The 14977-nt window shown below is 73.6% G+C and carries 16 protein-coding genes; 12 read left to right on the top strand and 4 right to left on the bottom strand.

Going from position 1 to position 14977, the window contains the following annotated elements; all coding sequences use genetic code 11:
- Positions 1 to 10: 10 nt before the first annotated feature.
- Complete coding sequence (locus ABD292_RS26175; RefSeq protein WP_344211698.1) at positions 11 to 361, top strand: helix-turn-helix domain-containing protein; 351 nt, start codon at positions 11 to 13, stop codon at positions 359 to 361.
- Here ABD292_RS26175 and ABD292_RS26170 read toward each other — a convergent pair.
- On the bottom strand, positions 342 to 923 hold the full coding sequence (locus tag ABD292_RS26170; protein WP_344211696.1) for a TetR/AcrR family transcriptional regulator: 582 nt from the start codon (positions 921 to 923) through the stop codon (positions 342 to 344). The two genes, ABD292_RS26175 and ABD292_RS26170, sit on opposite strands and share 20 nt — an antisense overlap.
- Before the next feature lie 91 nt (positions 924 to 1014).
- Here ABD292_RS26170 and ABD292_RS26165 point away from each other — a divergent pair, with 91 nt between their 5' ends.
- On the top strand, positions 1015 to 1389 hold the full coding sequence (locus tag ABD292_RS26165; RefSeq protein WP_344211694.1) for a DUF4267 domain-containing protein: 375 nt from the start codon (positions 1015 to 1017) through the stop codon (positions 1387 to 1389).
- Here the strand turns inward: ABD292_RS26165 and ABD292_RS26160 are convergent.
- Positions 1382 to 2038 carry a TetR/AcrR family transcriptional regulator gene (locus tag ABD292_RS26160; RefSeq protein WP_344211692.1) on the bottom strand — a complete coding sequence of 219 codons (657 nt, stop codon included), beginning with the start codon at positions 2036 to 2038 and terminating at the stop codon, positions 1382 to 1384. The two genes, ABD292_RS26165 and ABD292_RS26160, sit on opposite strands and share 8 nt — an antisense overlap.
- Before the next feature lie 50 nt (positions 2039 to 2088).
- On the opposite strand from ABD292_RS26160, the gene ABD292_RS26155 reads away from it, so the two are divergent.
- From ABD292_RS26155 to ABD292_RS26135, 5 genes are all read left to right on the top strand, one after another.
- Positions 2089 to 2745 carry a CatB-related O-acetyltransferase gene (locus tag ABD292_RS26155; RefSeq protein ID WP_344211690.1) on the top strand — a complete coding sequence of 219 codons (657 nt, stop codon included), beginning with the start codon at positions 2089 to 2091 and terminating at the stop codon, positions 2743 to 2745.
- A gap of 76 nt (positions 2746 to 2821) precedes the next feature.
- Entirely contained in the window at positions 2822 to 3997 is a 1176-nt protein-coding gene (locus tag ABD292_RS26150; RefSeq protein WP_344212795.1) for a macrolide family glycosyltransferase, read from the top strand.
- 49 nt (positions 3998 to 4046) lie between these two features.
- Positions 4047 to 4289 carry a hypothetical protein gene (locus ABD292_RS26145; protein ID WP_344211688.1) on the top strand — a complete coding sequence of 81 codons (243 nt, stop codon included), beginning with the start codon at positions 4047 to 4049 and terminating at the stop codon, positions 4287 to 4289.
- Between the two features lie 147 nt (positions 4290 to 4436).
- The gene (locus ABD292_RS26140) at positions 4437 to 5894 is read left to right on the top strand and encodes an MDR family MFS transporter (protein WP_344211686.1); all 1458 of its coding nucleotides are present in this window, start codon (positions 4437 to 4439) and stop codon (positions 5892 to 5894) included.
- 482 nt (positions 5895 to 6376) lie between these two features.
- Entirely contained in the window at positions 6377 to 7333 is a 957-nt protein-coding gene (locus ABD292_RS26135) for a cyclase family protein (protein WP_344211684.1), read from the top strand.
- A 441-nt stretch (positions 7334 to 7774) separates the two neighbouring features.
- On the opposite strand, the gene ABD292_RS26130 is transcribed toward ABD292_RS26135, so the two are convergent.
- Positions 7775 to 9058, bottom strand: coding sequence for an SRPBCC family protein (locus tag ABD292_RS26130; protein WP_344211682.1), 1284 nt, complete (start codon positions 9056 to 9058; stop codon positions 7775 to 7777).
- A gap of 49 nt (positions 9059 to 9107) precedes the next feature.
- Here ABD292_RS26130 and ABD292_RS26125 point away from each other — a divergent pair, with 49 nt between their 5' ends.
- Complete coding sequence (locus ABD292_RS26125) at positions 9108 to 9752, top strand: TetR/AcrR family transcriptional regulator (RefSeq protein WP_344211680.1); 645 nt, start codon at positions 9108 to 9110, stop codon at positions 9750 to 9752.
- Between the two features lie 44 nt (positions 9753 to 9796).
- Here the strand turns inward: ABD292_RS26125 and ABD292_RS26120 are convergent, their stop codons facing one another.
- Positions 9797 to 10627 carry a helix-turn-helix transcriptional regulator gene (locus tag ABD292_RS26120; protein ID WP_344211678.1) on the bottom strand — a complete coding sequence of 277 codons (831 nt, stop codon included), beginning with the start codon at positions 10625 to 10627 and terminating at the stop codon, positions 9797 to 9799.
- A 78-nt stretch (positions 10628 to 10705) separates the two neighbouring features.
- On the opposite strand from ABD292_RS26120, the gene ABD292_RS26115 reads away from it, so the two are divergent.
- The 4 genes from ABD292_RS26115 (at position 10706) to ABD292_RS26100 (ending at position 14857) form a co-directional block, all read left to right on the top strand.
- The gene (locus tag ABD292_RS26115; RefSeq protein WP_344211676.1) at positions 10706 to 11731 is read left to right on the top strand and encodes an ABC transporter substrate-binding protein; all 1026 of its coding nucleotides are present in this window, start codon (positions 10706 to 10708) and stop codon (positions 11729 to 11731) included.
- An 8-nt stretch (positions 11732 to 11739) separates the two neighbouring features.
- A complete protein-coding gene (locus tag ABD292_RS26110; RefSeq protein ID WP_344211674.1) occupies positions 11740 to 12555 on the top strand; it encodes a siderophore-interacting protein in 816 nt (271 codons plus the stop codon).
- Between the two features lie 172 nt (positions 12556 to 12727).
- The gene (locus tag ABD292_RS26105) at positions 12728 to 13693 is read left to right on the top strand and encodes a FecCD family ABC transporter permease (protein WP_344211672.1); all 966 of its coding nucleotides are present in this window, start codon (positions 12728 to 12730) and stop codon (positions 13691 to 13693) included.
- A gap of 90 nt (positions 13694 to 13783) precedes the next feature.
- Entirely contained in the window at positions 13784 to 14857 is a 1074-nt protein-coding gene (locus tag ABD292_RS26100) for a FecCD family ABC transporter permease (protein WP_344211670.1), read from the top strand.
- Positions 14858 to 14977: the final 120 nt, after the last annotated feature.

Raw genomic sequence — 14977 nt, 5'->3', positions numbered from 1 at the left:
GGATCCGGAGGTGGCCTGGGTCTGGCGGCGGATCGTCGCAGGCCGCGGCCTGGTCCGGGTCGAGGGGCTGGCCGGCGAGGTCGGGTGGAGCCGCAAACGTCTGTGGTCCCGGTTCCGCGCGCAGCTCGGCCTGCCGCCCAAGCGCGCCGCGAAGCTGGTCCGCTTCGACCGCGCCGCCCATCGCCTGGTGGCGGGGGAGGGCGCGGCCCGGGTGGCGGCGGAGGGCGGCTACGCCGACCAGTCGCACCTGCGCCGCGAGGTCATGGCGTTCACGGGGGCGACGCCGTCGGCCCTCGCCGCGGAGCCGTTCCTGGCCGTGGACCACCTCGCCTGGCCCGGCCTCAGCCTCTCCCGGCGGTGAACCGGGCCAGCAGCAGCGCCAGCCTGCGCTCGTGCGGCTCGCGGGGCAGCCGGCCGCCGAGCGTGAGCGTCACCAGGCCGTGCAGGGCGGCCCAGTACGTCTCGGCCAGCAGGGCGAGGTCGTCGTCGCCGGCGTGCGGCCGGACGGCCTCGACGAGCTCCTGGAAGCTCGCCGCGAGCGCGGGCGGGACCTGCGGGGTGGCGAACGGCAGGTCCACGCCGCGCCGGAACATCGCGTCGTAGAGCGCGGGCCGCCGCTCGGCGAAGGCGACGTACGCCTGCCCGACCCCCTCCAGGGCGCCGGTCTCGTCGCGCGCCGCCGTGCGCGCGGCGCGCAGCTCGCCGGCCAGCTCGGCGAAGCCCTCCACCGCGACGGCCGCCATGATGGCGTCCTTGCCCTTGAAGTGGCTGTAGAGCACCGGCTGGCTGTACTCCACCCGGTCGGCGAGCCGCCGGGTGGTCACCGCTTCCCATCCCTCGGTCTCGGCGAGCTCGCGGGCGGCCGTGATGATCAGCTTCTCGCGTTCCGCGCGTTCACGCTCCCGGCGCGACTGGATTGTCATGCTTCAGAATCTAGCATCGCTAGCTGAATTGTCAGTGCTCTGCTAGCGTGATTCTTGTTCCTAGCGCTGCTAGATTCCCCTGGAGACGAAGATGCTCACCTACCTCGCCTACGGCCTGGCCGTCGTGCTCAACCTGATGATCCTGTTCATCGGCGCCCGTTTCCTGCTCGTCCCGCAGGCCGCGGCGGCCGCCTACGGCGTGCCGGCCAAGGCCGGCGGCGACCGGGCGTACCTGGCCGTCAAGGGGGTGCGCGACGGGGTCTGCGGCCTGATCGGCCTGGCGCTGCTGGCCTTCGCGGGGCCCACCGCCGAGGCATGGTTCATGCTGGTCGTGGCGCTGGTGCCGTTCGGCGACACCCTGATCGTGCTGCGCAACGGCGGGACGAAGGCCGCGGCGTTCGGCATCCACTTCGCGACCGCCGTGGTCGTCCTGATCTGCGCGGCCCTGCTCTTCGCGGTCAGCTGACCGCCTCGCCGGCGCCGGTGAAGGCGCCGGCGGACGCGGCGAGGACGGCGGTCCTGGCCGCCTGGGCGGGCAGCTCGGGGTCGGGTGGCGTACGGAGCAGCATGAGCTGGTGGTAGAGCGGCGCGGTGGCGGCGACGAGCAGCCGCCGCGCGTCGGTGTCCGGTGGCAGTTCGCCCCGCGCCACCGCGCGGGCCACGATCACCTCGCAGCGGGTGTAGCGGTCCGTCCAGAGCCGCAGCAGGCCGCGTTCGGCCTCCTCGGACCGGAACGAGGCGGCGAGCAGGGCGGCCGCGACCGACGGCCGTGCGGTCAGCGCCTCCTGGTTCTCCTCGTTGAGCGCCGTCAGGTCGCCCAGCAGGGAGCCGGTGTCCCGGGGCTGCCAGTCGTCGTCGCCGGTGGCCGCGAGCAGATCCGCGAGCAGACCGCCGACGTCCCGCCAGCGCCGGTACACCGTGGCGCGGTGCACGCCCGCGCGGGCCGCGACGGCGTCCAGGGTGAGTGCGTCGTAACCGCGTTCGCCCAGCTCGGCCCGCACCGCGTCGAGCACCCGGGCGCGGGTGCGGCTGGTCCGGCCGCCCGGGCGGCGGCGCACCTGACGGGCGGGGGCGGGCGTCTCCCCTGAATCCGTTTGCCCTGCGGACGAGGTCATGACACCATCCTAATGTATAAGTTGTCGCATTAATGGTGAAGGAATGGCCGATGCAACCGCTCGTCCCCGCCGACCCCGACGTCCTGCACCCCATGCCGGGGCAGCCGCGGGTGGTGCTGCTCCGGCCGCTGGTGACGTCCCCGCTGATCGAGGTGGGGGAGTTCTCGTACTATGACGACCCGGACGACCCGACCGCGTTCGAGACCCGCAACGTGCTCTACCACTACGGGCCGGAGAAGCTGGTCATCGGCAGGTTCTGCGCGCTGGGCACCGGGGTGCGCTTCATCATGAACGGCGCCAACCACCGCATGGACGGCCCCTCCACGTTCCCGTTCCCCACCATGGGCGGCTCGTGGGCCGAGCACTTCGACCTGCTCACCGGCCTGCCCGGCCGCGGTGACACGGTCGTCGGCAACGACGTCTGGTTCGGCCGGGGCGCGACGGTGCTGCCCGGCGTGCGCATCGGCCACGGCGCGATCATCGGCGCGGGCTCCGTGGTCACCTCGGACGTCCCCGACTACGGCATCGTCGGCGGCAACCCGGCCCGGCTCATCCGCGTCCGCCACAGCGACGAGGACGTGGCCCGGCTGCTCGCCGTCGCCTGGTGGGACTGGCCGGTCGAGCACATCACCCGGCACGTGCGCACGATCATGTCGGGCACCGTCGCCGAGCTCGAAGCGGTCGCGCCGGCCGTCGGCCGCTCCTGACCACCGTCGCGTCCCCAGAACCGAACCGAAGGACTCCCACGTGTCCCGCGCCCACATCTCCCGCGCCCACATCGCCATGATCGGCATTCCCGCCGTCAGCCACGTCCTGCCGAGCCTGGACATCATCCGCGAGCTGGCCGCCCGCGGTCACCGGGTGACCTACGCCAACGACCCCGCGGTCCGCGACCTGGTCACCGGGGCCGGCGCGGAGCTGGTGCCGTGCTCGTCCACGCTGCCGGTCGCCGACAACCTCTGGCCCGACGACCCCATCGCCGCGATGAGCCTCTTCCTGGACGACGCCGTCCAGGCCCTGCCGCAGCTCCGGGCCGTCTACGACGACGACCCCGCCGACCTCTACCTGTACGACATCGGCGCCTATGCCGCCCGCGCGCTCGCCGAGGCGCAGGGCCGCCCCCTCCTGCAGCTCTCGCCGACGATCGTGGGCTGGGACGGCTACGACCAGGAGGTGGCCGCGCACCTCTGGGAGCTGCCGGGCGCCGCCGCCTACCGGGAGAGGTTCGCCGGCTGGCTGGCCGGCTGCGGCGCGACCACCACCGACGTGGACGCCTTCTCCAGCCGCCCCGAACGGGCCCTCGCCCTCATCCCGTACGCCATGCAGCCGCACGCCGACCGGGTCGATCGCCGCCGGGTGACCTTCGTCGGCCCCTGCTTCGACCTGAGCGAGGACAAGGACGCGTGGAGCCGCCCCGCGGGCGCCGCGAACGTCCTGCTGATCTCCCTCGGCTCTGCCTACACCCGCCGGCCGGAGTTCTACCGCCAGTGCCTGGCCGCCTTCGGCGACCTGCCGGGCTGGCACGTCGTCCTGCAGATCGGCCGCCACACCGACCCCGGCGAGCTGGGCGACATCCCCGCCAACGTCGAGGTCCACCCGTGGGTCCCCCAGCGGGCGATCCTGGAGCAGGCGGACGCGTTCGTCACCCACGCGGGGATGGGCGGCTGCGGCGAAGGGCTGCTGGCGGGCGTGCCCATGATCGCCGTGCCGCAGGCCGCCGAGCAGTTCCAGAACGCCGACCGGCTCGTGGAGCTCGGCGTCGCCCGCCGGATCGACACCGAGGACGCCACGGCGGAGGCCCTTCGCACCGCCCTGCGCGAGCTCGTCTCCGACCCCGAGGTCGGCCGCCGCTCGGCGCGGCTCCAGGCCGAGGTGCGGGCCGAGGGCGGCACCACGCGGGCCGCCGACCTCATCGAAGGCTTGCTGAGCCCGCGCGGCGGGTCGCTGGAGACCTCTTGACCGGCGCGCCGGAACAGCGCCGGCGGGCGGTCACGTTCTGCTCAGGCGCATGCCCGCGGGCGAGATCGGCGTCATGGTCATCACCGTCGCCGTCGTGGTCGTCACCCACAACCTGGCGGTGGGCGTGGTCGTCGGCTCGCCGGCCGCCCTGGTAGCCTCCTCCGTCGCCGCGCTGGACGCCGTCGAGGCCGAGTGCGCCGCCCGTGGCAAGAGCGTGCGGATCGTCGGGCTCAACCAGCCCAGCGCCCGCATGCGCGGCGCCCTGTCCGGGGAGCCGACCGGCGGTCACTGACACCCTACGGTTTTGGCCGGCCGCCACCGATGAGTTCTGTCGGTGGCGGCTGTCATTCTGTGCATGACAACGAATTCCGCTTGCGCGATCGAGGGCCGCGACGCCGGCCGTGAGCACGTTCCGTCCGACGACCCTGAACGAGGTGCCGTGTCCGGCCGACAGCCCCACTCCCGAGCCAAGTCCACTGGCGGCACGCCGGCGGTGATCCGGCTCCTGGTGCTCGCCACGTTCGTGGTCGTGCTCAACGAGACCATCATGATCAACGCGATCCCCCGGCTGATGAGCGCCCTCGCCATCACCGAGCAGACCGCGCAGTGGCTCTCGACCGCCTTCATGCTCACCATGGCCGCGGTCATCCCCGCCACCGGCTGGTTCCTGCAGCGGGTCACCACCCGCCACGCCTACGCCACCGCGATGGGCCTGTTCCTGACCGGCACGGCGCTGGCCGCCGTTGCGCCGACGTTCGAGGTGCTGCTGGGCGCCCGCATCGTCCAGGCGGCGGGGACGGCCGTGATGATGCCGCTGCTGATGACCACGCTGATGCGGGTGGTCCCCGAGGAGGACCGGGGCCGGGTGATGGGCAACGTCAGCCTCGCCATGTCGGTCGCGCCCGCCATGGGGCCGGCGGTCTCCGGGGTGATCCTGCAGTTCGGTTCCTGGCGGCTACTGTTCGCCGTGGTGCTCCCCATCGCCGCCGTCATCACCTGGGGCGGGCTGAAGCGGCTCCAGGACGTCGGGGAGACCGAGGTGAGCAGCATCGACTGGTTCAGCGTCGTCACCGCGGCGGCCGGGTTCGGCGGCCTGGTCTACGGCCTCAGCCGGTTCGAGGGCGGCGACCCCGCCTTCGCCGCGGCGATCGTGGCGGCCGGCCTGGTCACCATCGCCGTCTTCGTCTTCCGCCAGCTGTGGCTGCAGAAGCACGGCGTGCCGCTGCTGGACCTGCGCACCCTGCGCCAGCGCACCTACACCGTCGCGCTGATCCTGATGTCGATCGCCTTCATGGCGATGCTCGGCTCCATGATCCTGCTGCCCCTCTACCTGCAGAGCCTGCGCGGGCTCAACGCCCTGGAGACCGGGCTGCTGGTGATGCCGGGCGGGCTCGCGATGGGGCTGCTCGGGCCGACCGTCGGGCGGCTGTTCGACCGGTTCGGCGGCCGGGTACTGGTCGTCCCGGGCGCGGTCGGGATCATGCTCACGCTCGCCGGGCTCACCCAGGTGTCGATGACCACGCCCTACTGGCAGATCCTCGGCCTGCACGCGCTGCTCATGGTCAGCCTGGCCGCCACCTTCACCCCCGTGTTCACCCTCGCGCTCGGGGCGGTGCCGCCGCGGCTCTACTCCCACGGCAGCTCGATCCTCAGCACGCTGCAGCAGGTCGCGGCGGCGTTCGGCACCGCGCTGGTGATCACCGTCATGAGCGCGCGGGCCGGCTCGCTGCGGGAGGCGGGGGTCCCCGAGGCGCTGGCCCAACTCGACGGCATGCGGCTGGCGTTCGTCATCGGCGCGGTGCTGTCGGTGGCCGTCGTGGGCACCGCCCTGCTGCTTCCCGCCCGTACGGGCGACGCGGAGGGCTCCGAGGAAGCCCGGCCGGTGCACGCGGTGTGAGGGGTGACCCCGGAGGAGGCCGGGAGGCCCGGTCAGCGGCCCGGGGGGTTCGACTCGCACCAGGTGAACAGGTCACGGACGTGCAGCGGCTCGGGGTGGGGGACAGGCTCGGGTCTGGGGGCGGGCTCGGTTCCGAGGCCGGGGTGGGGCTCGGTTCCGAGGCCGGGATCAGAGTCGGGATTGGGGTCGGGTCTAAGCCCGAGGTCGGGCTCAAGCTCGGCCTTGGGTTCGGGGACGGGTTCGGGGTCGGGATCGGGTGGGTCTGCTGACTCGGGCGGATCCTGTGGCTTGGGTGCGGGGGGTGGGGCGTCGGTGGTGGGCAGTGGGTCGTCGTGCATGACCTCCACGATGGCGGGCCACGGAGATCGGGCGCAGCCGTACGGTCACATCTCGCGCGGTCGGACCGATCCCTCGCAGTTGGTGAGGCGGGATGACCTGCCCGCCGTGCTTCGAACCGCGTGACTGAAGGAGTCGATGCTGGGATGACGGCAGAGCGAACGATGCCTACGCAGGACGACGTGCTCGGATACTTCGACACCCTGTCGAACTGGGGCCGGTGGGGCGACGACGACGAGCTCGGCACTCTGAACCACATCACCGACGAAGTCCGGCTGGCGGCGGCGCGAGCCGTTCGTCACGGCAGGAGCGTGTCGTGCGCCTGGGAGGTCGCCGTACCGGAAGAGATGGAGCGGTCGACGACGGCGTGCCCGTGCGCCGCCGACATGCCGGGCGCCGAGAACATGCCGTCGTCCACGTTCCGCAACGACCGGCACTGGGGCTTCTCGTCGGAGCGGCTCGGCCTCACCTTCCACGGCAACACCGTCACGCACCTCGACTCGCCGTGCCACATCTTCTGGGACGGCGCGATGTACAACGGGCGGTCGCACGAGCTGGTCGACGCCGCGACGGGATCGGCGTGGGCGTCCGTCACGGCGGCGGCGAACGGGATCGTCACGCGTGGGGTCCTGCTGGACGTCGCGAGCGTGCGGGAGGTGCCGTGGCTGGAGCCGGGGGAGGGCGTGTTCCCCGACGATCTCGAGGAGGCCGAGCGTCGTCAGGGTGTGCGGGTGCGATCCGGCGACGCGGTGCTCCTGCGGACCGGCTACGGCCGCCACCGGCACGAGAACGGTCCGGCCGGCGGTTTCACGCAGGCCGGGTGGCACGCGTCCTGCCTGCCGTGGCTGCATGAACGGGAGGTCGCGCTGATCGGCGCCGACACGCCCCAGGACGTTCAGCCGTCGGGGTACGAAGGCGTGCTCATGCCGGTTCACGCCGTGAGCCTCGTCGCGATGGGGCTGTGGATGCTCGACAACTGCGACCTGGAGGCGTGCGCGAGCACGGCCGCCGAGCTCGGCCAGTGGGACTTCCAGCTCGCGGTCGCGCCGGTCCGCTTCGCCGGCACGTCCGGCAGCCCGGTCAACCCGATCGCCACCTTCTGACCGGGGTCAACAGGGCGGATCACGGCGGCTTGGCCGGACCACGGCCGAGTGTGGACGGGAATCGGCCGTGAGGTCGGGCGAGAACCGCAGCCGCTACCGATGCCGGTACGGGCGCGGTTGTCGCGTGCCGTCGTGACCCGCTGTCTTCACCGGCTGCTCTCGCCGGCTGCTCTCACTGGGGATGGATCACCACCACCAGCCACCCCAGTCGTCCCCTCCCCAGGGGCCGCCCCACCACCGTCTGCGGTAGCGGCAGCGACGACCGCACCAACGGCGGCGGCGGCAGCAGCCTCCGCCTTCGCGGAACCCATATCCGGCCATGGTTCCTCCCTCTGACGGTCTGATCCCTTCAACACGACGCTAGCTTGCAAATAGGGACGAAATATCGCATATAGGGCGATTTCGCGGTCGTTTGACAGGGATTTGGAGAGGGGCGGTCCGTCACAGCCACCGGAAGGCGACGTGGTGCTCCCGCTCGAAGCGGCGCCGGGTGAGAGCGAGGAGAACGCGGGCGATGGGGCTGCCGGTGTGGGCGAGGACGTGGCCGAGTTCGTCGCGCGGTGTGTCCTGGGCGAGCCAGGGCAGGACGAGCGAGGGCAGGGCGAGTCGGGGCAGGGCGAGCGAGGGCAGGGCGAGTCGGGGCAGGGTGACGTCGGGGCCGAGCCGGCCGAGTGCCTGCCATGCCGCCTGCTCGGCCTCCTGCCACGAGGCCACCGACAGGTGTCGCTGGACGAGCGGCAGGACGGTGCTCTCCTCGTACGCCAGCAAGTCGACCAGCGCGTCACGAAGGCCGGCGACCTCGGCGGCGAGTCGCTCCCGGATCCCGGCCCCGGGGATCGGCTCGGAGGTGAGGGTGTGGAAGGCCGCGGCGCAGGCGTCGATCATCGGGGTCAGGCGGTCGCGTTCGGTCCGCGCCCGTTCCGCCGCTTCGCGGGCCGCCGGGTCGCCGGCGGTCTCGGCACGTTCCAGCAGGAGCGGCAGGACGGCGTCGGCCCCGGTCGTACGGTGGCGCAGGACGGCCGCGCAGAGATGCCAGCGCCGGGCCAGCGCCGCCCACGCCTCGGCGTCCGCGGGCGGCGTGGCGGGCACGGCGCGCGCCAGCAGGTCGAGGTCCCGGCGGAGGGCGTGGTGGAGGGCGTACACGCCGGTGAGGTCGATCGGACCCTCGGCCGTGTGCGTCTGGCCGAGCCGGGCCTGCCGGGCGTGGGTGCGTCCCTCGACGGCGTCGGCGAGGCGGTCCAGTGAGCGCGCCATGTCCGGCCGCCGGTCCCGGTGCGGGGGGATGAGGAGCGTCGCGAGCCGCTCCTGACCGGGCGTCAGGTGGGCCACCATCTCGTACGCGTGCGTCACCCGCGTCCCGCCCGGCGCCGGTTCGAGGCGGAAGGTCCACACCGTCGAGTCGGCCACCTTGGCGTCCGGCAGCGTACGGAAGGAGAACTCGCGCCCGGGCTCGGCCACGACGACCTCGCACTGCCGGGTCCAGCGCAGCAGCGCGAAGCGGTTGACCCCGGCGAAGCGGGCACCGGCGCGGGCCGTGCGTACGTCGCCGGTCCACGTGCAGCGCCGGGTCTCGGGGCTCCACTCGGGGGTGCGCGTGATGTCGGAGACCCAGTGGTAGAGCCGCAGGGGATCGGCGGCGATGACCCGCGACACGCTTCCCTCCCGCCTCATGGGGGAGGTGCCGGCGTCGGAGGGGTGGCGGCGTTCGGCCGAGGTCGCGGTCATCGCGGCTCCTTGGTAGTGTTTATCCCAGCCGAGCTGGATTGGATACAAGATGACTGTAGCCAAAAACCGTGAGCCGTCAAGAAGGTACCGATCGCCGCTCAGGGAGGAGCAGGCCCGGCGGACGCGTACCGCGGTGATCGACGCGGCCACCGGGTGCTTCGTCGAGACGGGCTACGTCGCGACCACGATGAAGGACATCGCGGCGCGGGCCGGCGTCTCGGTGGAGACGGTCTACGCCCAGGGCAACAAGGCGTCGCTGCTGCTCAAGGTGGTGGACCGGGCGCTGGCGGGCGACGAGGGACCGGAGACGGTGCTGGAGCGGCCGGGCATGCGCGGCGTCCTGGAGGCGTCCGACCCCCGCGAGGTCCTGCGGCGGCTGCGGGAGATCCTCGTCGCGGGCATCCCGTACGCGCTGCCGGTCATGCACGCCTTCCAGACCGCGGCCGCCGCCGACCCTGAGATCGCGGAGGTGTTCGCGACCTACGAGGAGCGCCGCCTTACCGACATGACCGCCATCGCCGAGGCCCTGGCCCCCGGCCTGAGGCATGGCATCACCGTGGCGGAGGCGGCGGACGTCGTCTGGGCGCTGTTCACCACCACCGCGATCCGGGCGCTCGTCGTGGACCGCGACTGGGGCGTGGAGCGGTGGGCCTCCTGGGTGACCGACGTGCTGGAGCGCACCTTGCTGGACTGAACTGCTGGACTGAACTGCTGGACTGAACCGCTGGACTGAAGCGGTCAGGCGTCCATGGTCGGGCGGCGGTCGGCGTAGCGGCCCGGCGTGCAGCCGTACTCCTTGGTGAAGGCCGAGATGAACGCCGACGGGCTGGAGTAGCCCACGCGGTGCGCCACCTCGGCGACCGGCCGGGTCTCCAGCAGCACCCGCGAGGTGCTGAGCCGCAGCTTGGTCCGCACCTTCGAGTACGGCATCCCGAACTCCCGCTCGAAGTCGCGCTGCAACGTCTTGACGCTGATGTGCAGCCGTTCGGCCCACTCGGCGAGCCCGGCCTCGTCCCCAGGGTCGTGGGAGAGCGCCCGCGCCACGGTGAGCGCGAAGCCGGTGCCGGTGGCGTGGTGGCCGACGTAGTCGGCGGCGCCCGCGCCGAGCCCGGCCATGATGCGGGCGCGGGCGGCGAGCGCGGCGCCCTCGTCGTGGCCGGGTCGGCAGATGGCCTCGACGAGCCGCGCCGCCTTCGGGTCGATCGAGACCGCGCCGGCCCGCAGGCCGGCGAGCGCCTCGGGCACCTGGCGCAGGCAGACGCGGTAGACGCTCTGCCGGTCCGCGGCGCGTACCTCGTGGGTGACGGCCCGGTGCGCCCAGAACGCCTCGCGTGGCCCGACGAACTGGGTGCGGGCGCCGTACCTGGTCGCCAGCATGCCGTCGGGGGACCAGTAGAGCTGGTGCAGGAAGTCCTGGCGGCCCTCGCTGAACTCCAGCACGGCCGCGGAGCGGTACTTGAGCACGAGGATGCCGTCCGGTCGGCCGAGGCCGTAGCCGTACTCCTCGCACCACAGCGGGTCGGTGCCCACGGGGTCGGCGAGGGTGACGGATTGGCGTCTCGGCGACATCGGTTGGCCTCTCAGAGACATCAGCGGAACCAGTGGTAAGGGTAGCCTAACCTCATCTCTAGGAGTTGAAGGAACCCCATGCACCACGTCCACCTCCGGCGCGCCGCCGGAGCCCTCGTACTCACGCTCGCGATGACGGCCGGCTGCGGCTCAGCCGGATCCGGTGAGAGCACCGCCGACAGCACCGCCGACAGCGCCGCGGGCGCCGGGTCCGCCACGCGCGTCTTCGCCGCCGACAACGGCGAGGTCACCATCCCGGCCGACCCCAAGCGGGTCGTCGCCACGGGCTACGCGGTGCCCGCCCTCATCGAGGCCGACGCCGCGCTGGTCGGCATCTCCTCCTGGCAGCGCGGCCTGCCGTTGATGTCGGACGAGGACCGGGCGACCTACGACAGGCTGGAGAAGATCGCCGGGGAGACCGCGGCGGAGACCAACTACGAGGCCATCGCCAAGGCCAAGCCCGACCTCATCGTCATCGGCGTTCCTGCGCCCGCCATGGCAGACCTCGACCTGGACCGGCTGAAGTCCATCGCGCCCGTCGTCGCCATCGGCCCCACCGTCCCGTCGGCGTGGCGCGAGCTGTCGCAGCGCCAGAGCGACGCCGCCGGCCGCGCCGTGAACTTCGGCGAGGCCAAGGCCGCCTACGAGAAGAAGGCCGGCGAGCTGACCGCCAAGTACAAGGACGTGCTGGCGGACCTGAAGTTCGGCCACGTCGGCGCGTACGGCGAAATCGCCGGCGGAACGTTCCAGCGCGAGTTCGCCGGCTCCTGGGGCACCAACATCGCCACGGACATCGGCGTCACCTACTACGGCGAGGTCAAGAAGAAGGGCGGCAACGCCGCGGACGTCAGCGAGTACCCCTCGATCGAGGAGCTGAACGAGAGCCTCGGCGAGGCGGACGCGATCACCTACACCGTGCAGGCCGACGGCAAGCCGAACGAGGCCGTCCAGTACGTCCTCGACTCCAAGCTGTGGAAGAGCCTGCCCGCGGTCAAGGCGGGCCGGACGTTCCCGGTCCGCTACAGCGAGGCGGCCACGTACTCCTCGGCCATGAAGACCCTGGACGCGATCGACCAGGCGTTCGCGCCGCTGCTCGCCCAGTGAGCCGGGCCGTGGACATCGAGCGCCACGACCCGCGCGGCCGGGTTGCCGCCCACCACGCCGGCGGCACCGGGGTGGCCAGGATCGGCTACCCGATCGGCGTCCGTACGGCGGCGGTCGCCCGGCGCGAGCTCGTCACGCCGCGCATGCTCCGGCTCACCCTGGCGGGCCCCGAGCTGGACGGCTTCCACACTTACCAGGCCGACGACCACGTGAAGATCGTCTTCCCGGACGCCGACGGCACCCTGCGCGCCCCGGTCCCGAACGACCATCTGGAGCTGGACTGGCCCAGGCCGTATCCCACCACCCGCAAGTACACCGTGCGCCGCTACGACGCCGCCTCGCGGGAGCTGGACCTGGACCTCGTCCTGCACGAGGGCGGCGTGGCGGCCGGCTGGGCGGCCCGCGTCGCGGTCGGCGACCCGGTGACGATCGCCGGGCCGCCGGGGGCCAAGGCGTTCCCGCACCACTACCGGCACTGGGTGTTCGCGGTGGACGCCACCGCGCTGCCCGCGGCCGCGCGCTGGCTGGAGGAGTCGCCGTCCGGGGTCTCCGCGCACCTGGTGATCGAGACCGACGATCCGGCCGAACACGCGTACCCGCTGGCCGAGCGCGCCGGCGTGGAGGTGACCTGGCTCGTCCGCGAGGGCGGGCGGTCGCTGCTGGCCGAGACCGTACGGGGGCTGCGGCTGCCGGAGGGGCCCGCGTTCCTGTTCGCGGCGGGGGAGGCGGGCGACATCAAGCCGCTGCGCGCCTGGAGCACCGGCCGGCTGGACGCGCTGTTCACCGGCTACTGGAAGCGCGGAGTCGCCGGGCTTGAAGACTGACTCTTCCGGGCGGCGGGGCGCCCCAGGGACTGACTCTTCCGGGCGGCGGGGCGCCCCAGGGACTGACTCTTCCGGGCGGCGGGGCGCCCCAGGGACTGACTCTTCCGGGCGGCGGGGCGTCCTGGGGACCGGCTCTTCCGCCCGGCCGGCCGCCCAGGCGGCGCGGCGCCGGGTGGTCGTTCTCGCCGTCTTCGTCCTGTTGCTGCTGGCCGCGCTGGTCGCGAGCGTCTGCGTGGGAGCGCGGGCGATCGCGCCGGCCGACGTCTGGCGGGCGCTCGTCGGCGCCGACGGCGGCGAGGCGTACCTGATCGTGCATGACGTACGCGGGCCGCGCACGCTGCTCGGCCTCTGCGTCGGCGCGGCGCTCGGCGTCGCGGGCATGCTGGTCCAGACGCTCACGCGCAACGCGCTCGCCGAGCCCGGCCTCCTGGGGGTCACCTCCGGGGCCGGCTTCGCGATCAACGTCGGCGGCCTGCTGGGGCTGGCCGGCGGGCAGGCGGGGCAGCTCGCGCTGGCCTCGCTCGGCGCCGCGCTGACCGCCGTCCTCGTGTACGCGCTCGGCTCGGCCGAGCCGCTGCGCCTGGTGCTGACCGGCGTCGCGCTCAGCGCGGTGCTCTCCGGGATCTCGCTCGGCCTGCGCCTGATGCTGCCCGACGTGTTCGACAGGTACCGGTTCTGGTCGATCGGCTCGCTGGCCGGGCACGAGCAGGCGCCGCTCACCCTCCCCACCGCGACGATCGTGCTCGCGCTGGCCGGAGCCGTCCTGGTGGCCCGGCCGCTCAACGCGCTGGCCCTGGGGGACGAGGCCGCGCGCTCGCTCGGCGGGAACGTCGTGCGCACCCGGGTGGCGGTGCTGGTGCTGGTCACCCTGCTGGCCGGGGCGGCCACCGCGGTCGCCGGGCCGATCGCCTTCCTCGGGCTCATGGTGCCGCACCTGGCCAGGCGGCCGGCCGGTGGGTCGGTGCCGTGGCTGATGGCGTACACGATGGTGCTGGGGCCGGTGCTGCTGCTGGCCTCGGACGTCACCGCGCGGGTGCTGCTGCCGACCGGCGAGGTGCCGGTGGCCGTGGTCACGGCCTTCGCGGGCGCGCCCGCGCTCATCTGGGCGGTACGGGCGCGCAGGCGGGTGGCGACATGAGCCGGCTGACCGGCGGGCGGGTGGCCGCATGAGCCGGCCCACCGGCGGGCGGGTGGCCGCATGAGCCGGCCCACCGGAAGGCGGAGTCGCATGAGCCGGGCCACCGCCGCTCCGCCCGTCCTGGCCCGGTCCGTCGTGCTGCGCGTGGGCTCGTGGTCCTTCCGTGCCGGCCGCAGGACGCTGATGGTGTCCGGCGCGCTGCTGGTCGCGGCCCTGGGCGTCGGCCTGCTCGGCCTCTGCCTGGGCGGCGGCTCGTGGACCGCCCCCGGCGAGGTGCTGGCCGCGCTGGCCGGTTACGGCGATTCGGTCGTCGTGGTACGCGAGTGGCGCCTGCCCAGGGTCGTCGCCGGGCTGGCGTTCGGCGCGGCGCTCGGCCTGGCGGGGGCGGTCTTCCAGAGCCTCACCCGCAACCCGCTCGGCAGCCCCGACGTCGTCGGCCTGGACGCCGGTGCCTACACCGGCGCGCTGTTCGCGATCACCGTGCTCGGCGGCGGTGCCGGGACGCTCGCGGGCAGCTCCGTCGCGGGCGGCCTGCTGGCGGCGGCGGCCGTCTACCTGCTGTCGCTCGGGACGCGGCTGAGCGGGCTGCGCCTGATCGTCGTCGGGATCGCGGTCAACGCCATGCTGACGGCGCTCAACTCCTGGATCGTGCTCCGCGCCGACCTGGACGTGGCCATCGCCGCCACCGGCTGGAGCTCGGGCTCGCTGAACGGGCTGGACTGGGACGAGATCGCCGTGCCGATCGCCGTCATCGCCGCGCTCGCCCTGCTGCTGGCGGCGCTCTCGCCCGCGATGCGGCAGACGGCGCTCGGCGACGAGCAGGCGATCGCCTCCGGCGTGCGGCTGAACCCGCTGCGGCTGCTGCTCGTGCTGGCCGGCGTCGGCTGCACGGCGACGGTGACCGCGGCGGCCGGGCCGATCATGTTCATCGCGCTGGCCGCGCCGCAGATCGGCCGGCTGCTGGCGGGCACGGCCGGCGTCGCGCTCGCCCCGGCGGCGCTGGCGGGCGCGGTGCTGCTGCCGGCCGCCGATGTGGTCGCCCAGGTCCTGCTCGCCCCGGTCGCCCTGCCCGTGGGCGTGGTGACGACGGTGATCGGCGGCTGCTACCTCATCACGCTGCTCGCCAGGAAAGCGCGGCGCGCGGCCAGCCCACCCACGAGCTGAGCACGCGCGCCGCCCCCGCGCCGGTCTGCCCCCGCGCCGGTCTGCCCCCGCACAGGGCTGCCCCGCACAGGCCCGCCCCGCGCGCCGGGCCGCCGCGCGCCGGGCCGCCGCGCGCGCCCC

It is taken from the genome of Nonomuraea bangladeshensis (genome assembly GCF_039529455.1).
In the GTDB taxonomy this organism is placed as follows: Bacteria; Actinomycetota; Actinomycetes; order Streptosporangiales; family Streptosporangiaceae; genus Nonomuraea; species Nonomuraea bangladeshensis.
This window is presented reverse-complemented; position numbering and strand designations above follow the sequence as displayed.

Bases quoted from the DNA above. Each gene is read 5' to 3' on its own strand.
- ABD292_RS26170 (WP_344211696.1), bottom strand. From the start codon at position 923: ATGACAATCCAGTCGCGCCGGGAGCGTGAACGCGCGGAACGCGAGAAG.
- ABD292_RS26165 (WP_344211694.1), top strand. From the start codon at position 1,015: ATGCTCACCTACCTCGCCTACGGCCTGGCCGTCGTGCTCAACCTGATG.
- ABD292_RS26160 (WP_344211692.1), bottom strand. From the start codon at position 2,038: ATGACCTCGTCCGCAGGGCAAACGGATTCAGGGGAGACGCCCGCCCCC.
- ABD292_RS26155 (WP_344211690.1), top strand. From the start codon at position 2,089: ATGCAACCGCTCGTCCCCGCCGACCCCGACGTCCTGCACCCCATGCCG.
- ABD292_RS26150 (WP_344212795.1), top strand. From the start codon at position 2,822: ATGATCGGCATTCCCGCCGTCAGCCACGTCCTGCCGAGCCTGGACATC.
- ABD292_RS26145 (WP_344211688.1), top strand. From the start codon at position 4,047: ATGCCCGCGGGCGAGATCGGCGTCATGGTCATCACCGTCGCCGTCGTG.
- ABD292_RS26135 (WP_344211684.1), top strand. From the start codon at position 6,377: ATGACGGCAGAGCGAACGATGCCTACGCAGGACGACGTGCTCGGATAC.
- ABD292_RS26130 (WP_344211682.1), bottom strand. From the start codon at position 9,058: ATGACCGCGACCTCGGCCGAACGCCGCCACCCCTCCGACGCCGGCACC.
- ABD292_RS26125 (WP_344211680.1), top strand. From the start codon at position 9,108: ATGACTGTAGCCAAAAACCGTGAGCCGTCAAGAAGGTACCGATCGCCG.
- ABD292_RS26120 (WP_344211678.1), bottom strand. From the start codon at position 10,627: ATGTCGCCGAGACGCCAATCCGTCACCCTCGCCGACCCCGTGGGCACC.
- ABD292_RS26115 (WP_344211676.1), top strand. From the start codon at position 10,706: ATGCACCACGTCCACCTCCGGCGCGCCGCCGGAGCCCTCGTACTCACG.
- ABD292_RS26100 (WP_344211670.1), top strand. From the start codon at position 13,784: ATGAGCCGGGCCACCGCCGCTCCGCCCGTCCTGGCCCGGTCCGTCGTG.